16 protein-coding genes are annotated in these 15,824 nt (G+C 69.4%); 4 read left to right on the top strand and 12 right to left on the bottom strand.

From position 1 onward, the window contains the following. Nucleotides 1–40 precede the first annotated feature (40 nt). The gene (locus SYV04_RS33005; RefSeq protein ID WP_321549969.1) at nucleotides 41–550 is read left to right on the top strand and encodes a superoxide dismutase family protein; all 510 of its coding nucleotides are present in this window, start codon (nucleotides 41–43) and stop codon (nucleotides 548–550) included. Between the two features lie 87 nt (nucleotides 551–637). Beyond that, nucleotides 638–2,431, top strand: a complete 1,794-nt coding sequence (sppA, locus tag SYV04_RS33000) for a signal peptide peptidase SppA (protein ID WP_321549968.1) — start codon at nucleotides 638–640, stop codon at nucleotides 2,429–2,431. Between the two features lie 42 nt (nucleotides 2,432–2,473). On the opposite strand, the gene SYV04_RS32995 is transcribed toward sppA, so the two are convergent. The 9 genes from SYV04_RS32995 to SYV04_RS32955 form a co-directional block, all read right to left on the bottom strand. Then, nucleotides 2,474–2,716, bottom strand: coding sequence for a hypothetical protein (locus SYV04_RS32995; protein ID WP_321549967.1), 243 nt, complete (start codon nucleotides 2,714–2,716; stop codon nucleotides 2,474–2,476). A 130-nt stretch (nucleotides 2,717–2,846) separates the two neighbouring features. Continuing rightward, nucleotides 2,847–3,857, bottom strand: coding sequence for a hypothetical protein (locus SYV04_RS32990; RefSeq protein WP_321549966.1), 1,011 nt, complete (start codon nucleotides 3,855–3,857; stop codon nucleotides 2,847–2,849). 97 nt (nucleotides 3,858–3,954) lie between these two features. Then, the gene (locus SYV04_RS32985) at nucleotides 3,955–4,164 is read right to left on the bottom strand and encodes a hypothetical protein (protein WP_321549965.1); all 210 of its coding nucleotides are present in this window, start codon (nucleotides 4,162–4,164) and stop codon (nucleotides 3,955–3,957) included. Continuing rightward, the gene (locus SYV04_RS32980) at nucleotides 4,154–4,525 is read right to left on the bottom strand and encodes a hypothetical protein (RefSeq protein WP_321549964.1); all 372 of its coding nucleotides are present in this window, start codon (nucleotides 4,523–4,525) and stop codon (nucleotides 4,154–4,156) included. The genes SYV04_RS32985 and SYV04_RS32980 overlap by 11 nt, the downstream gene beginning before the upstream one ends. A gap of 24 nt (nucleotides 4,526–4,549) precedes the next feature. Beyond that, entirely contained in the window at nucleotides 4,550–5,446 is an 897-nt protein-coding gene (locus SYV04_RS32975; RefSeq protein ID WP_321549963.1) for a hypothetical protein, read from the bottom strand. Then, on the bottom strand, nucleotides 5,440–6,843 hold the full coding sequence (locus SYV04_RS32970; RefSeq protein ID WP_321549962.1) for a hypothetical protein: 1,404 nt from the start codon (nucleotides 6,841–6,843) through the stop codon (nucleotides 5,440–5,442). Before SYV04_RS32970 ends, SYV04_RS32975 begins: the two co-directional genes overlap by 7 nt. A gap of 8 nt (nucleotides 6,844–6,851) precedes the next feature. Further along, nucleotides 6,852–8,468 (bottom strand): hypothetical protein, encoded by a 1,617-nt coding sequence (locus tag SYV04_RS32965; RefSeq protein WP_321549961.1) that lies wholly within the window; start codon nucleotides 8,466–8,468, stop codon nucleotides 6,852–6,854. 24 nt (nucleotides 8,469–8,492) lie between these two features. Beyond that, nucleotides 8,493–9,323, bottom strand: coding sequence for a TadE/TadG family type IV pilus assembly protein (locus SYV04_RS32960; protein ID WP_321549960.1), 831 nt, complete (start codon nucleotides 9,321–9,323; stop codon nucleotides 8,493–8,495). 175 nt (nucleotides 9,324–9,498) lie between these two features. Further along, nucleotides 9,499–10,104, bottom strand: coding sequence for a cysteine dioxygenase (locus SYV04_RS32955; protein WP_321549959.1), 606 nt, complete (start codon nucleotides 10,102–10,104; stop codon nucleotides 9,499–9,501). Between the two features lie 287 nt (nucleotides 10,105–10,391). Between SYV04_RS32955 and SYV04_RS32950 the strand changes: the two genes are divergently transcribed. Further along, the gene (locus tag SYV04_RS32950) at nucleotides 10,392–11,429 is read left to right on the top strand and encodes a GspE/PulE/PilB domain-containing protein (RefSeq protein WP_321549958.1); all 1,038 of its coding nucleotides are present in this window, start codon (nucleotides 10,392–10,394) and stop codon (nucleotides 11,427–11,429) included. 137 nt (nucleotides 11,430–11,566) lie between these two features. Beyond that, nucleotides 11,567–13,549 (top strand): ATP-binding protein, encoded by a 1,983-nt coding sequence (locus SYV04_RS32945; RefSeq protein WP_321549957.1) that lies wholly within the window; start codon nucleotides 11,567–11,569, stop codon nucleotides 13,547–13,549. A gap of 7 nt (nucleotides 13,550–13,556) precedes the next feature. Here SYV04_RS32945 and SYV04_RS32940 read toward each other — a convergent pair whose 3' ends face one another. The 3 genes from SYV04_RS32940 to SYV04_RS32930 form a co-directional block, all read right to left on the bottom strand. Beyond that, nucleotides 13,557–14,162: a Uma2 family endonuclease gene (locus SYV04_RS32940; RefSeq protein ID WP_321549956.1), complete on the bottom strand. Its 606-nt coding sequence runs from the start codon at nucleotides 14,160–14,162 to the stop codon at nucleotides 13,557–13,559. An 82-nt stretch (nucleotides 14,163–14,244) separates the two neighbouring features. After that, complete coding sequence (mnmE, locus tag SYV04_RS32935) at nucleotides 14,245–15,582, bottom strand: tRNA uridine-5-carboxymethylaminomethyl(34) synthesis GTPase MnmE (RefSeq protein ID WP_321549955.1); 1,338 nt, start codon at nucleotides 15,580–15,582, stop codon at nucleotides 14,245–14,247. Further along, nucleotides 15,579–15,806 (bottom strand): hypothetical protein, encoded by a 228-nt coding sequence (locus tag SYV04_RS32930; protein ID WP_321549954.1) that lies wholly within the window; start codon nucleotides 15,804–15,806, stop codon nucleotides 15,579–15,581. Before SYV04_RS32930 ends, mnmE begins: the two co-directional genes overlap by 4 nt. Nucleotides 15,807–15,824: the final 18 nt, after the last annotated feature.

Genomic DNA, 15,824 nt, shown 5'->3' with positions numbered 1-15,824 from the left:
GAGCTCCTCCGTACACTCGCGGGGACAAGGGGGAACACACATGCGAGAGATGCTCTGGGTGGCAGGCGTGCTGGCGCTGGCGGGGTGTGGCGACGAGCCGCGCGCGACGGCCGAGCTGATGAACGCCGCCGGGACGAAAGTCGCCACGGTGATGCTGGTGGAGAAGGACGGCGCGGTGGAACTCCAGCTCGAGGCCACCGGACTCGACCCCGGCACCCACGGCATCCACTTCCACGCGGTGGGCCTGTGCGAGGGGCCGGCCTTCACCAGCGCGGGGGCTCACTTCAACCCGCTGGAGAAGCAGCATGGCCTGGAGTCGCCCACCGGCGCGCACGCCGGCGACCTGCCCAACCTGGAGGTGGACGCGAGCGGCAAGGCCACCACCACGATGAGTACGAACCGGGTGCGACTCAGCGAGGGCCAGCTCTCCGTCTTCGACGCGGACGGCACCGCGCTCGTCATCCACGCTCGCGCGGATGACCAGGTGACGGACCCTTCGGGCAACTCGGGGGACCGCATCGCCTGCGGTGTCCTCCGCAAGTCCGAGTAGCTGGCACTTCGTCCCGCGCCACCATTAATAGTAAGCACCGAGCCCGGGCCGCCTCCGCATCGCCGGCCCTTCAGGAGTCTGCCCCCCATGAAACGCTTCCTCGTCGGATCGCTGGCCATCATCGGCGCGCTGTCCGTGTTGGCCGTTCTCGGCTTCTTCTTCCTCGTCGTGGCCGCCGCGGCGAGCAAGCCGAGTGTGCCGGGCGCGCTCGTGCTCGAGCTGGACCTGGACAAGCCTCTGCCCGAGCAGGTGGCGCAGGACTCGCTGGCGGGCGCCTTCGGCTCGGAAGAGACGACCGTGCGCGACGTGGTGGACGCGCTGGAGAAGGCCGCCAAGGACGAGCGCGTGAAGGCCCTGCTGGTCCGCGTGGATCAACCCGGCAGTGCCGCCGTCATCCAGGAGCTGCGCGACGCGGTGAAGGCCTTCCGCGCCAGCGGCAAGAAGGCCATCGCCTATGCCGACACCTTCGGAGAGGGCGGCAGCGGCACGGGCGCCTACTACCTGGCCTCCGCCTTCGATGAAATCTACATCCAGCCCTCGGGCGACGTGACGCTCACCGGGCTGATGATGGAGACGCCGTTCGCCCGCGACGCGTTCGCCAAGCTCGGCGTGCAGCCGCGCATCGGCCAGCGCCACGAGTACAAGAACGCCGTCAACACCTATACCGAGCAGGGCTACACCGCGCCCCACAAGGAGGCCATGGAGAAGCTGCTGGGCAGCCTCTACGGGCAGGTCGTCAACGGCATCGCCGAGGGGCGCAAGCTCGGCCCCGACGAGGTGAAGGGGCTCATCGACCAGGCACCGCTGCTGGGCCAGGCCGCGCTGGAGGCGAAGCTGGTGGACGGCCTGCTCTACCGTGACGAGGTACACGAGAAGGTGAAGAAGGAGGCCGGCGAGGACTCCCGGCTGCTCTTCCTGGACAAGTACCTGGAGCGCGTGGGCCGGCCGAACACGGAAGGCGAGACGGTGGCCCTGGTGTACGGCGTGGGCGGCATCAACCGCGGCAAGAGCGACTCCAACCCGCTGAGCGGCGAGCAGGTGTTCGGCGGGGACAGCGTGGCGCTGGCGCTGCGCAAGGCGACGGATGACGCCAAGGTGAAGGCCATCATCTTCCGCGTGGACAGCCCGGGCGGCAGCTACGTGGCCAGCGACACCGTGCGCCGCGAGGTGCAGCGCGCCCGCGAGAAGGGCAAGCCCGTCATCGTCTCCATGGCCACCTACGCGGCCAGCGGCGGCTACTTCGTCTCCATGGATGCGGACAAAATCGTCGCCCAGCCGGGCACCCTCACCGGCAGCATCGGCGTGTTCGGCGGGAAGATGGTGACCGCGGACTTCTGGTCCAAGCTGGGCGTGAACTGGGAGTCGGTGGTCCAGGGCAAGGACGCGGACATCTACAGCAGCGACTCGGACTTCACCCCCGAGCAGCTCGCCAAGAACGAGGCGAGCCTGGACCGCATCTACGCCGACTTCACCGCCAAGGCGGCCAAGGGGCGCAACCTGCCGCTGGAGCAGCTGCAGGCGGTGGCCAAGGGCCGGGTGTGGACGGGCGAGGACGCGCTGGCGAACAAGTTGGTGGACGCGCTGGGCGGCTTCCCCAAGGCGCTGGAGCTGGCCAAGGAAGCGGCCAAGCTGCCCAAGGACGCGGAGGTGCGCGTGCAGGTGTTCCCGCGCAAGAAGCAGCCCGCCGAGGTGTTCGCCGAGCTGCTCGGCGGCGGCGGCGGGGACAACAGCGAGGACGAGGCCAACGCCTCCACGGCCACCTCGCCGCTCCAGCCGGTGCTCGCGCAGACGCAGGCGCTCTACCGGCTCGGGGTGAAGCTGGGCGTCATCCGCTCGCAGACGGGCACGCTGAGCGCGCAGGTGCCCGACACCCGGTTCTAATCTCTAATCAATGAGTCGTTGGGGAAACGGAGCGGTGCGGCCCTAGCGTCGCGCCTGCTCCTTGCACTGGCGGTTGCAGCGCTTCTGCTCGTCGCTGCACGCCTTGGTGCATTCGTCGTTGTCGCCGCCCGCGTACTTCTCGCAGATCTCTCGGCAGCGGCGGGACTCGTCATCGCAGCGTGCCTCGCACCGCTGAGCCTCGCTGCGCCGGTCCTCGGCTTCCGCCCACCCCGCGGCCAGCCCCACTCCCACCGCCAGCGCCCACATCCATGCCTGCATCTTCATGACATCCTCCGAAGTCACCCGCCGGACGCGCCCGCGCAACTCACGCTGACGCCCCCCCGCGGCCCTGACTTCGCGGCAGTGCCCACCGCCCAGGCGTACACGACGCCTGGGAGCGGGTGACCGCCTGAAGCTACTTGCCGGCGGTGACAGTCCCCGTCACGGCCACCTCGCCGGGCCCGCCGCAGCCGGTGGCCTTGCCGCTCGCCTTGCCCTCGGCCACGTCCAGCCGCAGCGACTGGCAGCCCACCATCGCCGCATCCGCCTTCTTCTGGCTGGCGCCCTGGGCCTCTCTCATCTTCTGAGAGGCGGCCTTCATCTGCTCCGAGTACTTCTTCAGGCAGGGGGCCATCTTGTCGGAGGGCAGGCTCATGCACTCCTTCTGCATCTGCTGCTGGACGGCCATCATCTCCTTCTGCGCCTGAGCGCTGTCGGCGCCCGAGACGGCCTCGGTGGCCGCCTGGGAGGCCACCGCCATCTCCTCCTGGGTGCGCTGCACGGTGATGACGACGTTCTTGTCGCTGGCGGTGTTGATGTTCACCTGGCGGGTGCCCAGGGACTTGCCGTCCTTGGAGAACCACTCGGAGGTGCCGGTGAACAGGTCCGAGCCCTTCTGCGAGCTGGTGCTCAGGCGCGCCTTCATGCCGTTGGCGAGCGCCAGGTCCCACTTGAACGCGCCCACCTTGCGGAAGGCGACGACGTCGTCGTACGCCAGGCTCACCGGGGAGAACACGCGCATCTCGCACGTGCCGGGCATCGCGTTGGGGGAGACCTTCACCCGCACCTCCAGGCGGCCCTCCGTCACCTTGTGCGAGAGCACCTCCACGCCGACGCAGTCCAGGTGCGGGTAGGCGTCACCCGGAATGCGGCCGGTGGCCACCAGGGTGGCCTCGGTGCCCACGGGTACCTCGAGCACGTCTCCGCCGCCACCGGGGGGAGCTGCCAGCTTCACCTCGGGGGTGGGGTACTTGGCGTAGAGGGCCTTGCGGTCCTTGTCCAGGCCCTGCGACTTGCGCTGCGCCAGGGACTGCTTGCGGAACTCCTCCAGGCGGCGCTGCTGCTCGACGGCGGCCGAGCGCACCTCGGCGGCACCCAGCAACCCGACCAGGGCCAGGGAGGTGGCAACGAAACGGGAACGCTTCATGGGGGGAAGACTCCTCGAGGCGGCAAGGGCCCCTGCCGGCCTGGAGCCCTCTGTGGTGCGCCCGGACTCTAGGCCCGGGCGCGAACGGCGCATCCTTTCACGGGATGGCCATGTTCAGCATGAAATAGATGCCCTGGAGGTACTGGTCCAGCGCGTTCATCAACATCGGCAGCACGGTGACGATGGCCACGCCGCCCGAGGTCGCCAGGAAGAAGGTGATGGCCGAGTACTCGACCATGGCCTGGCCACGCTGCCGGCGCTCGCGCCGCGGCGCGCCCTGCTGGAGCTGTGTCGCCTTAGTGCTCATCGCCCTCTTCCTCCGCTCCCGGCGGCGGCCGCATGCCCGGAGCCGGCTTCAGCTTCTCCATCATGTACTGCTTGTCGAGGCGGCCCTTCTCGCGGCAGCTGCCCCGGCACGCGTCGATCATCTTCGTGCAGTTGTCGTGGCAGGCCTTCTGGGCGGCCTTGTTGGCGCCCGCGCCCTTCAGGCACGGGTCCGCGCAGAACTTGTCCATGAGCGTGCATTGGTCGTCGCACGTCTTGGGCATGTCCGCCTCGGTGAGGACGGGCTCGGGGGGCTTCTTGGGCGTCTGCGCATTCTTGCCCTGGGCGGACGCGACACCCGCGGCCAGCACCACACTCAGCAGGGTGATTCGAAGAAAGTTCACGAGGGGGTCTCCACGAAAGCGAGCTTACTGCAACCAGACCAGGTTCACGGCGACGCTCCCAGGCTCGGAGTGCGGCCGGGCCGTCACCGACATCATCAGCTCGCCCTTCTCGAAGCTCTCCGTGTCCTGGCCCTCCTGGGGCTGGGCCACGAGGTTGAAGCCGCGCTGCTTCATCTCCTGGCGATAGAACTCACGCACGCTCGCCGGGCTGGTGCCCCGCACCAGGAAGAACGCGCTGCGGCTGCTGGCGCCCGGCTCCGTCTGCTGAATCACCGAGGCGGCCTCCGCCTGGGGCGGCACCGGCACTCCGTCGGGCAGGTCCGGCTTCTTGAGCAGCATGTCCTCGGGGTTGCCCACCGAGGCGAGGATGACGGTGCCCGAGCCGTTGGGCACCAGCGTCACCGTCTTGAGGTTGTTGCTGCCGGTGGGCCGGAAGCTCAGGTAGCGCACGCCCCGGGTGTTGGGGATTTCTCCCACCAGGGGCCGGAAGCCCATCTTCTCGAAGACTTCGTAGTACTCCTGGGCCACCACGTGCGGCGGGTCCGGGACGATGAGCGAGGCGATCTTCATCTTCGCCCCGTTGATGATCGTCTGCTCGCCCATGAACTCGGGGCGCCGGCCCTGGTAGAGGCTGAAGGCGAACGGATCCGGATCCACCGGCTCGGGCTTGGGGGCCTCGCTCTCGGCGATCTTCTTGCGGACGTACTCGCTCCACTCCTCGTCCGTGAGCTCGGAGGGGCCCTTGCCGGCCTGATCCGCCGAGCAAGTCCCACCCTCACCCGAGGTGCCACAGGTGGAGCACGTCTCGCCAGCGGCGGCCGCCGCCGGCTTCGAGGCCGGAGCCGTGCCCCCAGACTTCGGGGGCGCGGCCAGGGCGGGCGCCGCCAACAGCAAGGCGGCGATGAGTCGAAGCCTCAGCAATCCGGATTCTCCTGGTTCTTGCAGCCCATGTAGTAGGGCCCACGCGCGTTGTAGGCCTGCTGGTACTTGTTGTTCGGGCCGGTGTAGGGCGTGGACAGGAACGAGTTACCGAAACCGCCAATGGGGATGAGCCCCATGGGGGTGTCCTGCTTCTGGCCCGGAGAGCCCGGCTTGTAGCGCGCCGTCATGAACACGCCGGCGATGTTCGGCATGCCCAGCAGCGAGTTGGGCGCGCCCGCGGGGGCCGCATACATGCCCACCAGCTTCTCGCCCGTCATGCCCGCCTTGCCCATGAGGTTCATCGACGCGGCGGTCACCGCGGCGTAGGTGATGGCGGAGGCCCCCGAGGCGTACATGTACTGGACGCGCCGGTAGAAGGGGTTGTCCTTGGGGTCCGGCGAGCCGGCGAACAGGCCGCCGCTGCGCGCGCCGATGTCGGCCTTGTCCACCTTGCCGTTGTACTGATTCCACTCCTTGGCGCCGTAGCCGCTCGCCGCCTTGGCCCCCTGGTCGGCGCCGTTGCGCAGCGCCCAGGTGTTGAAGCTGATGGCCGCCGTCTCGTACGCCACGACGTTGTCCACGGCGCCGCCCTCACCCTGCCAGTCGTGAACGCCCTTGCCACCCTGGTCGCGGCGACGGTCCATCTTGGACATCTTCACCTCGGAGAAGCTGTCGTTCAGGAACTCCTGAGGGATGATGTAGTTGTAGATGAAGCCGACCGACTCGCACGTCACCTCGTTGCCCGCGTTGTAGCCGGACTTGCCGAAGCTCCGCATCATCGGGTCCATGGTCCACGCCAGGTCGTTCATCGTCGTCGACTGCCCGCCGGTCTTGTAGCGCTCCTTGTAGGTGCCGGTGAAGCAGCGCATCTGCGTGTCCAGGTCACCGCCCGTGTCCTCGCCCTCCTCCGGGTCATCCTCCTCGGCGTTGGAGGGCGGCTCCTTGAAGCGGAAGGTGTACTGGGCGCCAAAGCCGGTGTGGTGGACCTTGTGGCCCTCCTTGCCGCCCTTGCCGTTGCCGCGCAGGCGCTCGGCCACGCCGTAGCCATTGCTCTGGTCGGCCTCGGCGCCGTCATCCACGGCGGAGGTGTGGTCCGCGTAGGCGATACGCAGGGCCTTGGCGGTGGCCTGCAGCTCCAGGCCGTTGTTGCTGTCGTAGGAGTTGGGCGAGGACAGGCCGCTCTTGCCACCGGGCGGCTCGGTGTTGCGCTGGGAGAAGTCCCACACGCCCGAGACGACCGTCTCCTGGAGGTCCAGCTTCATGTACGCCGCGTCCATGAGGAAGATGGCGTAGAGCAGCAGGGGCACCAGGGTGATGTTGAGGACGACGAACTCCACCATGGCGCCGCCGCGCGGGTTGCGCATCCGGGTCTTCACGTTCGGAGAGAGAGGGCTCATGGCGTTCCTCACTTGGAGATGTTGACCGCGCTGGAGTTCACGCTGCGCGCGCCGGTGGCCACGGTGAGCGCGTCGGTGTCGAAGATGCCCAGCGCCATGGCCAGCTCCGTCTGCGACACCGTGTCGAGCTTGGCGCGCCAGTACGGGTTGAAGATGTTGGGGTAGTCGGACCAGTCACCGATGCGGTGGTAGTAGACCATCGCCTTGGAGAAGGCCTTGGTGGGGTTGTTGTTGGCGATGGCCAGGCGGCCATCCTGGCTGCCCACGCCCTTGACGGTGAGCACGCCGGACTCGTCCTTCTTGATTTCCCAGGGGCCGCGCTTGCCGTACTCGTTGTAGCGCGAGTCGGTGGTCACCGCCGCGTACACGGCCGGCTGGTTGAAGGGGGCGCTGGTGCCGATGTCGAACTCGACGAAGCGGCCCAGGTCCAGCTGGTTGGGGCCGTGCGAGCCGTTGTGGATGCTGTTGGTGAAGTCGGCCATGAAGCCGCCGCTGTGGCCCGTGCTGTTGCCGGTGCGAATCGACGAGGCGTTGGCGATGGGGGCCATGAAGGGCAGCGTCGAGGCGCCGGCGCCATGGCGCCAGGTGCCCGCCAGGGTGCCCCAGTCGGTGGAGGCCACCGTCTGGCCGCGCGTGGTGCCCGCGGGCGCGTCCTGGGTGAAGCCGCCGAAGCCGCCGATGTTGCTGTCCACGAAGCCGGTGCGCCCGCTGGCCGCGCCGGGGAACGGCGTCTGCGCCACGCCCCAGGTGCCCTTGGGCCCCATCCACAGCGAGGCCTTCACGTTGTCGGCCACCCAGTTGGGCGGGAACAGGGTGATGGGGTTGCCGCCGGTGCGGTTCCACGTGAAGTCATGGCGGGTGGCGTTCACCGTCTCGGCCATGATGCGCTGCTTGACCTGCTTGTTGCTGTAGAAGACCTTCTGCCACTGGTTGATGTTGAGGGCGGCCACCATCATGTCGTCCTCGGTCTTCTGGTCGGCCTTCTGCATGTTGTTGCGCTTGAGGTTGGCGAAGGTGCCGCCCATCAGCATGATGGCCACCTGGCCCTGGGCCGCGGTCTGCGACAGGTGAATCACGTCCACGTGGGCGTTGAGCGCCTGCATGGTCTGCCGGAAGGGCGCATCCAGCTTGCGCAGCTTGCCGCCCATCTTGCCCGTGAAGTAGTCGATCAGCAGGCCGGCGGAGTTGATGCCCGCCTCGGTGGCGTGCCAGCAGTGCTGGATGCAGCAGGGGCCGGCCCAGCAGCAGTAGCACAGGCCCGACTCGATGCCGGCGATGGTGCCCATGACCTGCGAGGCGCCGAACTTCAGGTCCGCCAGGATGGCGGCCTCGGACATATAGGCGCTGGCGTTGGCCATGCCCACGTAGGCCGAGGCGATGGCGCGGTTGGTGTACGCCATGTAGTTGAGCGTACGGGCCTCGGCCACGGCCATGGAGAAGGCCTTGGCGTCCGAGTAGTTCTGCACCTTGATCTTCTGCTGCACCGCCACCGTGACGTTGAAGGTCACGAAGACGATGAGCGCGAGGATCAGCAGCGACACGGCGCCGAGGATCATCGTCTGGCCGCGGGCACGCAGGCCTCGCGACCGGGCAGGGGAACGACGGGAGTGGGGGAGGTTCTTCATAAGGATTGGACCTCGCGCGGAGGACTAGAGGCTCTGCTTGCCCTGCCCGTAGTGCGAGCACTCGTTGCGGGCGGGGGGACGGAAGCGCGACAGGAACATGTTGCTCTGCATGCGCATGGCGTAGCCGGCGTTGATGGGGACCACGTAGATGCCCAGGTCATGGGCGCGCTTCACGTTGGCGTACGTCTGCGGAACATACCGGGAGATGGGGTCCTTGTTCTCCTGGGGCATCATCATCACCGACGGCATCTGCAGGCCCAGGTAGGCCTTGGTGATGATCATGTTGGCGAAGGGGATGGGCATCCGGTACAGCAGCTGCACCTGCACGCGCAGGCGCATGCGGTTGAAGCGGCGCAGCGCATCGGCGCCCGACGCGCCCGCGTAGAAGTTGTCCGGGCCGCTCTGGACGAAGGGGTCATCGAAGTCCACCTCGTTGGAGCTGCCCCGGCCGTTGAGCGTGCTTTGATCCACCCGGGCCAGCTGACGCTGGCCGCCGACGCCGAACTCCGCCTGCGTCGGGCCGCAGATGACCGTCTTGACCTGCTTGAGCCCGGTGGCGCCGAGCCGGTTGCCAATGCCGCCCGCCTGGGCGAAGACGTTGAACTTGGCGATGACGTCGGTCGAGGAGCTGGTGGGCATGATGACTTCGTCGTTGCCCACGAGCACCGGCATGAGGTGCAGGATGGCCGCCGCCTCGATGGCCTCGGGGTCCGCGTGGTTGAGGGCCCCTACGCGCGCGGCGCGATAGGCGGCATACTTGGCCATGACTCGCGCCTGGGAGGTCAGCCCCAGCTGAAGGATGCCGAGGATCAGGAAGACGAACAGCGGCATGGTGAGTGCCGCTTCGACTGCCACCTGTCCGGCTTCTCGCGACGAGCGACGAGAGGGCTTGCCAGCAAACAGTTCCGCCATGGTGTGAGTTTACCGGCGACTACCTGTGCGCCCATCGGTCAACTTGCCGTCATTCACACCCGCCCTGGGGGTGTGAGTCCCCCTCGGAAAATGAGACGGAGGGAAAGAGCCGGCGCTGCTACCGCCGATCGGTGGTTTCCCCCCAAGAAGACTCCTGGACGGGGCGGCCGAAGATGGAATGGTAGGAGAGCATACGCCATGTACACCGCTGTCGGCGCGCATCGAAGACGAGACAGCGCTCCACGGGGGCGGCGTACACGTGCAGGGTGACGGCGGGGCCGATCAGCGCCGAGACGCGGTGGATGGAGTCCTGGGGCGAGCGGTGATCCACGTGCCCGGGGCCCACCATGTCGGCGATGCGGGGGGGGCCCAGCACGGCGGGCCCTGGCTCCCGGCCGCCGGAGAGCAGGGGAAAGTCCTCGAGCATGAAGGTGCCCGCCTGGATGCTGAACCAGCACTCCTGGCCGTCATGGTCATGGATGGGCGAGACGGCGCCAGTGTCCCAGCAGTTGAGCACCACCTCGAAGCCCGGGTCCCGGTAGACGAGGTTGCGGGTGTAGCGCCCCCGCCGGAAGTGCAGAAAGGGACCCAGGTGCTCGGGGCGCACCCGCACGCCCTCCAGGCGCTCTCCCACCCTCACCGCTCCCGCCGAAGACACCTCCTCGCGAAGGTGGCGGAGCACTTCATCCAAGGACGCCTCTCGCATGCCCCGGAAGGTGTGCATGGAATCCACCTACATGGACGGGCAGGCAAGCAGGGGCACACCCGGCCGCCGTGAGGGCAACCGGCGCGGGGGTGGAAGCCCGGACAGCCCGCCTTCTCGGAGAATAGGGGCAAAAATCCTGGAAAATCGCGGTCTTGTGGCGGAGAGACGGAAGCGTCTGGCGCTAAAGTGGTATGGCGCCCGGGACCGGAACGGGGTAGGAAGGCAGACATTCACCTACCTGTGTCTCCGTTGTGGACCAGGTCCTCGCCAAGGGTCCGCTGGGGGGCGGCCGGAGGGAACACACCATGAAGAAGCGCCTGGGCGACATCCTTCTTTCCCGGGGGGTGGTGGACGCGCTGCAGCTTCAAGCGGCGCTGGGGTTCCAGCGGCAATGGGGCATGCCGCTGGGGCAGGTGGTGGTGGACCAGGGCTTCTGCGAGGCCACCCAGGTGTTCGCCGCGCTGGCGGAGCAGACGGGCGTGGCGGCGGTGGACCTGGACTCGCAGTTGTTGGACGCGCGGCTGGCGCGGCTGGTGCCGGTGAAGGTGGCGGAGGCGCACCGGGTGGTGCCGCTGCGGCTGGAGGGCCCTCGCGAGGCGGTGCTGGTGGTGGCCATCGCGGCGCCGGCGAGCCTGGCCTCGTTGGATGTGGTGAAGAACGTGTCGGGCAAGCGGGTGGTGGCGCGGCTCGCTCCGGACCCGGCCATCCGCCGCGCCATCGGCCGGCTGTATCGCGGCGAGGTGCATACAGTGGAGCAGCCCGAGGCGCCCGAGGCCCTGGCGCTGCCCGAAGCCGAGGAATTGCTGCCCTTCATCGACAGCTTCCTGGCCGAGGACATCCACGCGGGCCCGGGGCCAAGCGCGCCGGACGTCAAGGCACAGGCGGCCACGCTGGAGCAGGACGGGCTGCCGCTGTTCTCGCCGCTGGAGCTGGACGTGGAGCTGGAGGCAGAGCCCTCTCGGCTCGTGCCGGTGGCCACGGCGGTGCTGGCCCCCTCGGCTCCGCTCGCGCGGGTGCTGGTGTATGGCTGGGGCACCGAGGCGACCACGGGCCTGGTGCATGTGCTGGGCGCGGCGGGCATCGCGGCCCGGGTGGCGAGCGCCGCCGAGGTGCGCGCGGCGGACGAGGACGCGGTGGTCATCTCCCCGCTGCCTTCCATGGAGGTCCTGGGTGAGCGGGTGCGCGCGCGGCTGTTGGTGGCGGGCAAGGCGCCGGAGCAGGAGCTGACGCGGGCCCAGAGGGTGGGCGCGCGGGGCTTCCTCGCGGCGCCGGTGGATCCGGAGCTGTTGCTGCGCGCGGTGCGCCGGTTGCTGCGCCCGAGCGAAGTGCCGCTCCCGGCCTGACGCAAGCGTCCACCACCCAACGCGGCTCCGGCTCGGCGCGGAGGAGCGTGCTCGTCTGCCCCCGTCACGGTGGGCCAGAGTGCGCTGCCCGCGTCCTCTGGCCCGACACGGCCCTGGGCGCGCCCAGGAGCCTTACCTTGGACAAGAGAGTCACCGAACTGCCGCCCCCGAGCGAGGAAGCGCAGCTGCGCGCCCTGCTCGCCGCGATGGAGGCCGCCCACCAGGGAGACTTCACCCACCGCCTTCCGCTGTATGGCACCCACCGCTTGGTGGATCAGCTGGCGCAAGCCTTCAACACCCAGCTCGACAACGACGCCGCCCTCACCCGGGGGCTGCGCGAGGTGGAGCGCGTGCTGGGCGCCGTGGCGCGCGGGGAGCTCCGCCAGAAGATGGCCCTGGCGCTGGAGGGCCAGCCGCTGAAGGGCGCGCTGCTGCGCATCGGCACCACGGTGAACGCGCTGGTGGATCAGCTCTCCGTGTTCACCGCGGAGGTGATCCGCGTCGCCCGGGAGGTGGGCGCGGAGGGGAAGCTGGGAGGCCAGGCCCACGTGCCGGGCGTGTCCGGCGTCTGGAAGGAGCTCACCGACACCGTGAACTTCCTGGTCGGCAGTGTGAGCGAGCAGGTGCGCGACATCTCCCAGGTGGCGGCGGCCGTGGCGCGAGGGGAGCTCGACCGAAAGATTTCCGTGGAGATGCGCGGCGAGATGCTGGCGCTGAAGAACACGGTGAACACGATGGTGGATCAGCTCTCCGCGTTCGCGGCGGAGGTGAACCGCGTCGCCAAGGAGGTGGGCACGGAGGAGAAGCTGAGCGGCCACCTCGAGGTGCAGGGCGTAACGGGCGTGTGGAAGGACCTCTCGGACAACGTGAACGTGACCGAGCAGCTCGCGCTGGCCTCCAAGTACAAGAGCGAGTTCCTGGCCAACATGAGCCACGAGCTGCGCACGCCGCTCAACAGCCTGCTCATCCTCGCGCGGGTGCTGGCGGAGAACAAAGAGCGGCGCCTCAGCTCCAAGGAGGTGGAGTACGCGAAGACCATCCACGCCTCGGGCACGGAGCTGCTCAGCCTGATCAACGAAATCCTGGACCTGTCGAAGATAGAGGCCGGGAAGATGCGGGTGGAGCCGTACGAGGTGCGCCTCTCCGAGGTGAAGGAGTTCATCGAGCGCAGCTTCCGGCACGTGGCCGAGCAGAAGGGCCTGGGCTTCTCGGTACACCTGGGCGAGGGGCTGCCCGCCACGCTGCACACCGACGTGCAGCGGCTCCAGCAGGTGCTCAAGAACCTGCTCTCCAACGCCTTCAAGTTCACCGGCAGCGGTCGGGTGGACCTGCACATCACCCCGGCGGACGGGCAGGGCGCGCGCTTCGACACCGAGGCGCTCCAGCGCGCCGAGCGCGTGCTCGCCTTCAGCGTGGTGGACAGCGGCATCGGCATCCCCAGGGACAAGCAGAAGCTCATCTTCGAGGCCTTCCAGCAGGCGGATGGCACCACGAGCCGCAAGTACGGCGGCACCGGGTTGGGGCTCTCCATCAGCCGCGCCATGGCCCACCTGCTGGGCGGAGAGCTCCACCTGGAGAGCCAGCCGGGCAAGGGGAGCACCTTCACCCTCTACCTGCCTGGCGCCCATCCCCTCGCGGAGGGCAGCGCCTCCAGCAACATGCTCCAGGTCCCCGCGCCCCCCGCGCCGAACCCCCAGCTGAACTCCACGCCCGTGGAGCTGGATGCCCGCCTCGCCGGGGGCACGGTGCTCATCGTGGATGACGACATCCGCAACATCTTCGCGCTCGCCAGCGCCCTGGAAAGCCAGGGCATGGCGGTGCTGCACGCGGAGAATGGCCGGGTGGGCCTGGAAGTGCTGCGCGCCCATCCGGAGGTCGACGTCGTCCTCATGGACATGATGATGCCGGAGATGGACGGCTACGAGACCATGCGCGCCATCCGGAAGGATTCGCGCTTCGCCACCCTGCCCATCATCGCCATCACCGCCAAGGCGCTGAAGGAGGACCGCGAGCTGTGCCTCGCCGCCGGAGCCAGCGACTACCTGCCCAAGCCGGTGGACACCCCCCAGCTCCTCGAGCTGCTGCGCCGTTGGCGCCGGCAGCCCGGGAGCCGAACCTGAGCGCTGCCTACCGCCCCGCCGCCAGGGCCAGCGGCACGAGCGTGTCGTCGGCCAGCCAGAGTGAGCCCAGCTCCAGCGTGAAGTTGGGGAAGGGCTCGGAGCGCACCAGGGCATCGCCCTCGTAGCAGCCAGCGAAGAGCCAGCCGCGCTTGAGGCGCTGGAACACCTCGAGGGTGCGCGCCTCCGGATCAATGAACCAGGCGTGCGACACGCCGTGCTGGGCGTACAGCGGCAGCTTGCGCACGCGGTCCAGCGCCACGGTCACCGGCGAGACGACCTCGCACACCCAGTCGGGCGCGACCGTGAGGAAGGGCTCGTCGGGCTGGGGCGGCTGGGACACGCGGTCGCGCCGCCAACCGGCCAGGTCCGGCACCATCACATCGCGGCCCAGGTGCAGCTCGGGGGCGCGCAGGAAGCACCAGCGGCCACTGCCGCCGCGCCTCGGGTCGAGATGCTCGCCCAGCTCCACCCCCAGCATGAAGGCCGCGCGCGTCTGGGCGGCCAAGGGGCGGGGCGAAGCGACGAGCTCGTCTTCGACGATCTCTCCCACCCATCCCGTGGGCAGGGCGCTGAGGACCGAGTACGTCGCCTGATCAATGCGGTTTTCCGTCACCGTTCTCTCCCGTGCGGCGGCTGAACAGAGACGCATTCTAGGGAGGGGTCTGACACCGGCCGGGGAGCCCCAGGCAAGTGCGCTACTTGCCAATGCAGAAGCGCTGGAAGATGGCGTCCAGCAGGGCTTCGGAGACGCTGGTTCCGGACACTTCGCCCAGGGCCTCGAGGGCCAGGCCTACCTCGCCGGAGACAACCTCCAGGGTGGAGACATGGCGGGCCGCTTCCGCACGCGCCAGGGCCTCACAGGCCCGGCGCAGGGCGTCGGCATGGCGCTCGGAGACGAGGGCCACCGCCGTGGGGGCTCCACTGCCCCACAGGCGCGAGAGGACCGCGGTGCGCAGCGCCTCGACGCCCGCACCTGTCCGTCCGCTCACACGAAGCTCCGACTCCCGGGCAGCCGCCTCGGAGGCCACGTCGCACTTGCCCGCCACGCGGAGCACGGCCGTCGCGCCCGCCTCGCGCAGCCACGTCTCGGCCTCGGCCTCGGAGGCCTCGGGAGGCAGCACGAGCACGGCCAGGTCCACGGCGGACAGGGCCTCGCGCGTGCGCGCGATTCCGAGCGCCTCCACGCGGCCCGGCGCCTCGCGCAGCCCCGCGGTGTCCAGCAGCGTGAGGCCCAGCCCCTCCCACTCGACGCGGGCCTCCAGCACATCGCGCGTGGTGCCGGGCTCCTCGTCCACCAGGGCCCGCGCCTCGCCCACCAGCCGGTTGAAGAGGGTGGACTTGCCGGCGTTCACCGGGCCGTAGAGCGCCACGCGCGCGCCCTGGCGCACCAGCCTGCCACGTGCGGCCTCGGCCAGCATCCCCTGGGCCTGGGTGAGCAGCGCCGCCACACGCGCGCCCGCGTCCGCGTCCGCGCCCTCGGCCTCGTCCGGGAAGTTGAGCACGCCCTCTACATCCGCGTGGAGGTCTCGCAGCGGCGCCTCCAGCGCGCGCACCCGCTCGGCCAGCACGCCAGAAAGCCCCGCCGCCGCCGCGCGCACCGCCGCCTCCGAGTCGGCCGCCACCAGGTCCGCCACCGCCTCCGCGCGCGTCAGGTCCATGCGGCCGTTGAGGAAGGCGCGCCGGGTGAACTCTCCCGGGCGGGCCGGACGCACGCGCTCATCCTCCAGCACGCGCGCGAGCAGCAGGCGCAGCAGGCGTGGGCCTCCATGGGCCTGCAGCTCCACCACCTCTTCGCCCGTGAACGAGGCGGGCGCGCGGAAGTAGAGGAACAGGCCCTCATCGAGCGTGCGGCCCTCGGCATCCACGAAAGAGGCGAGGTAGGCGTGGCGGGGCGTGGGCTCGGCCGGCACGCTCGGGGCCAGCCGGCGGCCCACCTCCAGCGCGGCGGGACCGGAGAGCCGGAGGATTCCCACGGCGCCCGCCGCCGGCGCGGTCGCCAGCGCGGCGATGGTGGAAACGGGTGCGTGGCTCACCGGGTGCCGGTGGGCGGAGTGGAACCCCGGGCGGCCTTCTCCACGGCCTCGCGGTTCTCCTCGATGTACTTCTCGACCGCCGTGTCCTCCAGCTCGAGGTCCCTCAGCACCCCGGGGTACACGAAGCGGAAGGCGGGCGACTCCTCGTCCCCACGCAGCCGGAAGCTCATCTTGAGCACCGCGGCCCCGAACAGCTTGTCCTTGAGTGACTTGGCCTTGCCCATGTCCTCTCCTCAGGGCTC

Source organism: Hyalangium ruber (assembly GCF_034259325.1).
In the GTDB taxonomy this organism is placed as follows: Bacteria; Myxococcota; Myxococcia; order Myxococcales; family Myxococcaceae; genus Hyalangium_A; species Hyalangium_A rubrum.
This window is presented reverse-complemented; position numbering and strand designations above follow the sequence as displayed.

Excerpts from the sequence above, each read along its gene's own strand:
- SYV04_RS33005 (WP_321549969.1), top strand. The coding sequence starts at position 41 with ATGCGAGAGATGCTCTGGGTGGCAGGCGTGCTGGCGCTGGCGGGGTGT.
- sppA (WP_321549968.1), top strand. The coding sequence starts at position 638 with ATGAAACGCTTCCTCGTCGGATCGCTGGCCATCATCGGCGCGCTGTCC.
- SYV04_RS32995 (WP_321549967.1), bottom strand. The coding sequence starts at position 2,716 with ATGAAGATGCAGGCATGGATGTGGGCGCTGGCGGTGGGAGTGGGGCTG.
- SYV04_RS32990 (WP_321549966.1), bottom strand. The coding sequence starts at position 3,857 with ATGAAGCGTTCCCGTTTCGTTGCCACCTCCCTGGCCCTGGTCGGGTTG.
- SYV04_RS32985 (WP_321549965.1), bottom strand. The coding sequence starts at position 4,164 with ATGAGCACTAAGGCGACACAGCTCCAGCAGGGCGCGCCGCGGCGCGAG.
- SYV04_RS32970 (WP_321549962.1), bottom strand. The coding sequence starts at position 6,843 with ATGAGCCCTCTCTCTCCGAACGTGAAGACCCGGATGCGCAACCCGCGC.
- SYV04_RS32965 (WP_321549961.1), bottom strand. The coding sequence starts at position 8,468 with ATGAAGAACCTCCCCCACTCCCGTCGTTCCCCTGCCCGGTCGCGAGGC.
- SYV04_RS32955 (WP_321549959.1), bottom strand. The coding sequence starts at position 10,104 with ATGCACACCTTCCGGGGCATGCGAGAGGCGTCCTTGGATGAAGTGCTC.
- SYV04_RS32950 (WP_321549958.1), top strand. The coding sequence starts at position 10,392 with ATGAAGAAGCGCCTGGGCGACATCCTTCTTTCCCGGGGGGTGGTGGAC.
- SYV04_RS32930 (WP_321549954.1), bottom strand. The coding sequence starts at position 15,806 with ATGGGCAAGGCCAAGTCACTCAAGGACAAGCTGTTCGGGGCCGCGGTG.